The following is a 2784-nucleotide window of genomic DNA, read 5'->3' on the forward strand; positions in this document are numbered from 1 at the left end:
TAGGGTCTGATGGCTGAGGTTAAAGGCTGCTGCCGGCTTCGCCGTTGCTTTCACCGTCCCGGCAAAAAACCGCCGGGCCTTTAAGGTCAGCCCGCGGGGCGGTCTGAAAGGTCCCTTCTGACGCTTCCCTGCATTCCGGCCAGCCCTTGCGCGGAGGGCTGGTCTTTGCACCGCCGTTTCAGGCAGAAAGGGGTGAAGTGCACGCCGCCAAAAACTTTTCGCCAGGGGCCGCAAAAACTTTGCGTCGTCGCCCCTTTATGCCCTCACTTCGTCGTTTCTCCTTTGCCCTTTGCCGCGAAAGGCCAGACCGGAAAGAAGACACCCGCGTCAGAGAAGGTCTTTTTCGGGTCCGCAGCGCGTGCTGCACCCACTCAGCCGGATTTAAGGAGCTATGCCATGCAAAACACTCTCGTTAACATTACCCCCAATGCGACCACTGACCGTGCGCCGGTCGAGAAGAAGATCCGCAAAAAAAAGTCAGACAACAACGATACGGCGTCTGAATCGACAGCACCACGGGTTGCAAACCTCAGTGATAACGTTCGCTTTTTAACCCGCCTGCAGATTCGTGATGCGCAGGGAAATTACGTGATGGCCACGGAGAGCCAAATCCTCGAGGAGGGCTTGCGCGCCATCGATCACTGTTACCCGACCGGCACCAGCTTTACCTCACCTGAGATATCTGAAGAGTCCTTCAGGGCGAAGCTTGCCGGGCTCGGGCGGGAAGTGATCGCGGTCGCTTTTCTGAATAACTAGAATCAGCTGCTGGCTTACGAAGAACTGTTTCAGGGATCTATTTCAAGTGTGGAGATGCGTCCCCGGGAGGTGGTTTACCGGGCGCTGCAACTGAACGCCGCGGCGGTGATTGTGAGTCATAACCACCCGTCTTTCAAAACAGAACCTTCCCGTGCTGACATTACGGTGACCGTACGGCTAAAAAAAGCGCTTGAACTGGTCGCGGTGCGACTCCTTGACCACATCATTGTTGCGGGGAATAGAACGGAATCGCTGGCTGAGCAGGGACATCTCCTCGGGTAACCCGGGACTGTGAGCCAGGGCAGGGGAGACCCTGCCGGACAACGCACCGGCCCGCCAAACGGGCCGGAAAACCGAATCCCGAGACAGAGCAGAACATCATGACCCAGGAAGAAAAATTCACGCTTAACACCCTGCAGGCCTTCACCGGCTGCGATTTTGAAGCCTACCGCAACCGGGGCGAAGCGTTTCGCCAGCGCCTGAGCGGTACCGTGCTGAACGCGCTGCAGCTGCCGGACAGCTGGCGCAAAGACTGCGAGATGCGCGGCGAGTGGGGCGGAGCCTATCCCGTACACCTGCGTCTGACCCGCGCCGCTGCCGCCGGGCTTGCCGGTGAGCTGCTCAGCCCGCCGGCCGGTTCCCCGCTGTGGTGTGCGGTGCTGACGGATGCGCGCACCCGGCCGCGCGTCCCGCTGAGCGCTGGCTATCGCTTTGAACTTGAGACGCTTCGCACCACGCTTAAAAAAATCGCAGAGTACACGCGGGCGGGCTTCACCGGTGCCGGTGAGCTGGTCGCCGCGCTTCGGATGGGAGGGCACGCCGCATGATCCCGAAATCACTCTTTCTGGTAACCCTTCTGCCGGAAAACGATATGAAGAACATGTTCGCCGCGTGGGCGCGGTGCTTTCCGTCGCTGAACGGTCTAGAAACCCTGCAGCCGTATGCAGGAGACGTTGCCTGCGAAGTGGCAGGAGAAATTCACCTGCGATCGCTGCACATGAACAGCGCGCAGAAGGACATGAATTGCTGGCTGGTGCCAAACAAGCTGACGTCCCGGAGCATCCTTTCTCAGAGCGATGAAAAATAAAAATACAGATTGTTTCGCGTGACGAAACATATGATATACTGTTTCTTAACAGGAAACGCGGAGCCGAAAAGTGATTAAAAGCTGGAAGCACAAAGGATTACAGAAGCTGTTTGAGAAAGGTGATATCAGCGGCGTACAGGCAAAGGACGCGGAACGCATCCGGCTTCGCCTGCTGGTCATCGATGAGGCGCTTTCCACGGATGAATTCAGAAACTATCCGGGCTTTCGTTTTCACCCCCTGAAGGGCGACAGGAAAAACCTGTTTTCCATCACGGTCAGGGCTAACTGGCGCATCACCTTCGAATTCACGGACGGTGATGCCTATATTCTCAACCTGGAGGACTACCACTGATGGCCATGTTCAATCCCCCGCATCCGGGCGGCCTGATCACCGAGTACATTGAAGATAATAACATCGGCCTGCGCGTGCTGGCGAAAGAGCTGGGCGTATCAGCAGCGGCGCTGAGTAAGGTCGCCAGCGGTAAGGCATCAGTCAGCCCGGAAATGGCGGTGCGACTGGAGGCGGGGCTGGGTATTGCGGCGCGCCTCTGGTTATCCATGCAGGCCGCCTGCGACCTGCACAAAGCGCGTGCCACCACAGACGTTTCCGGCGTGCACCTGCATCCGGGCGTGCTGGCCGCTTCCGCACAAGATCGGCCCGGCAAGTAAACCTGCGAAAGATAACCCTACACCGCGCCGCCTGGCGCGGTTTTGCTTTGTGCTTTCTGCCAGCCCGGAACGGCAACACCGGCACCCTGCGGGCCGGGAAATCCGGTGCTGGCGCACCGGACCTCTCCCCCTGGATGCGTATGGCCATCATCACCAGACCCGTTTCAGCTTCTGTTTTTCTCCAGTCAGTTCTGACTTCCCGCCGCATAAAAATATGCTTAAACAGCAACAGCAACAGCAACAGCAACAGCAACAGCAACAACATGGCCCCT

The 2784-nt window shown here is 58.2% G+C and carries 4 protein-coding genes and 1 pseudogene; all 5 read left to right on the forward strand.

The window, feature by feature from the left end:
• Positions 1-591 precede the first annotated feature (591 nt).
• The 5 genes and pseudogenes from VH86_RS24490 (at position 592) to VH86_RS24510 (ending at position 2512) form a co-directional block, all read left to right on the forward strand.
• Positions 592-1038 (forward strand): annotated as a pseudogene (locus tag VH86_RS24490) (RadC family protein).
• A gap of 98 nt (positions 1039-1136) precedes the next feature.
• Entirely contained in the window at positions 1137-1583 is a 447-nt protein-coding gene (locus VH86_RS24765) for a conjugation system SOS inhibitor PsiB family protein (protein WP_052696653.1), read from the forward strand.
• Positions 1580-1843, forward strand: a complete 264-nt coding sequence (locus tag VH86_RS24500) for a hypothetical protein (RefSeq protein ID WP_045834432.1) — start codon at positions 1580-1582, stop codon at positions 1841-1843. Before VH86_RS24765 ends, VH86_RS24500 begins: the two co-directional genes overlap by 4 nt.
• A 70-nt stretch (positions 1844-1913) precedes the next feature.
• Positions 1914-2195, forward strand: a complete 282-nt coding sequence (locus tag VH86_RS24505; RefSeq protein WP_034830883.1) for a type II toxin-antitoxin system RelE/ParE family toxin — start codon at positions 1914-1916, stop codon at positions 2193-2195.
• Positions 2195-2512, forward strand: a complete 318-nt coding sequence (locus tag VH86_RS24510) for a HigA family addiction module antitoxin (protein WP_034830884.1) — start codon at positions 2195-2197, stop codon at positions 2510-2512. The genes VH86_RS24505 and VH86_RS24510 overlap by 1 nt, the downstream gene beginning before the upstream one ends.
• Positions 2513-2784: the final 272 nt, after the last annotated feature.

It is taken from the genome of Pantoea sp. BL1 (assembly GCF_000963985.1).
Taxonomy (GTDB): Bacteria; Pseudomonadota; Gammaproteobacteria; order Enterobacterales; family Enterobacteriaceae; genus Pantoea; species Pantoea rwandensis_B.

Coding starts and splice junctions, on each gene's coding strand:
- VH86_RS24765 (WP_052696653.1), top strand. CDS start 1,137: ATGACCCAGGAAGAAAAATTCACGCTTAACACCCTGCAGGCCTTCACC.
- VH86_RS24500 (WP_045834432.1), top strand. CDS start 1,580: ATGATCCCGAAATCACTCTTTCTGGTAACCCTTCTGCCGGAAAACGAT.
- VH86_RS24510 (WP_034830884.1), top strand. CDS start 2,195: ATGGCCATGTTCAATCCCCCGCATCCGGGCGGCCTGATCACCGAGTAC.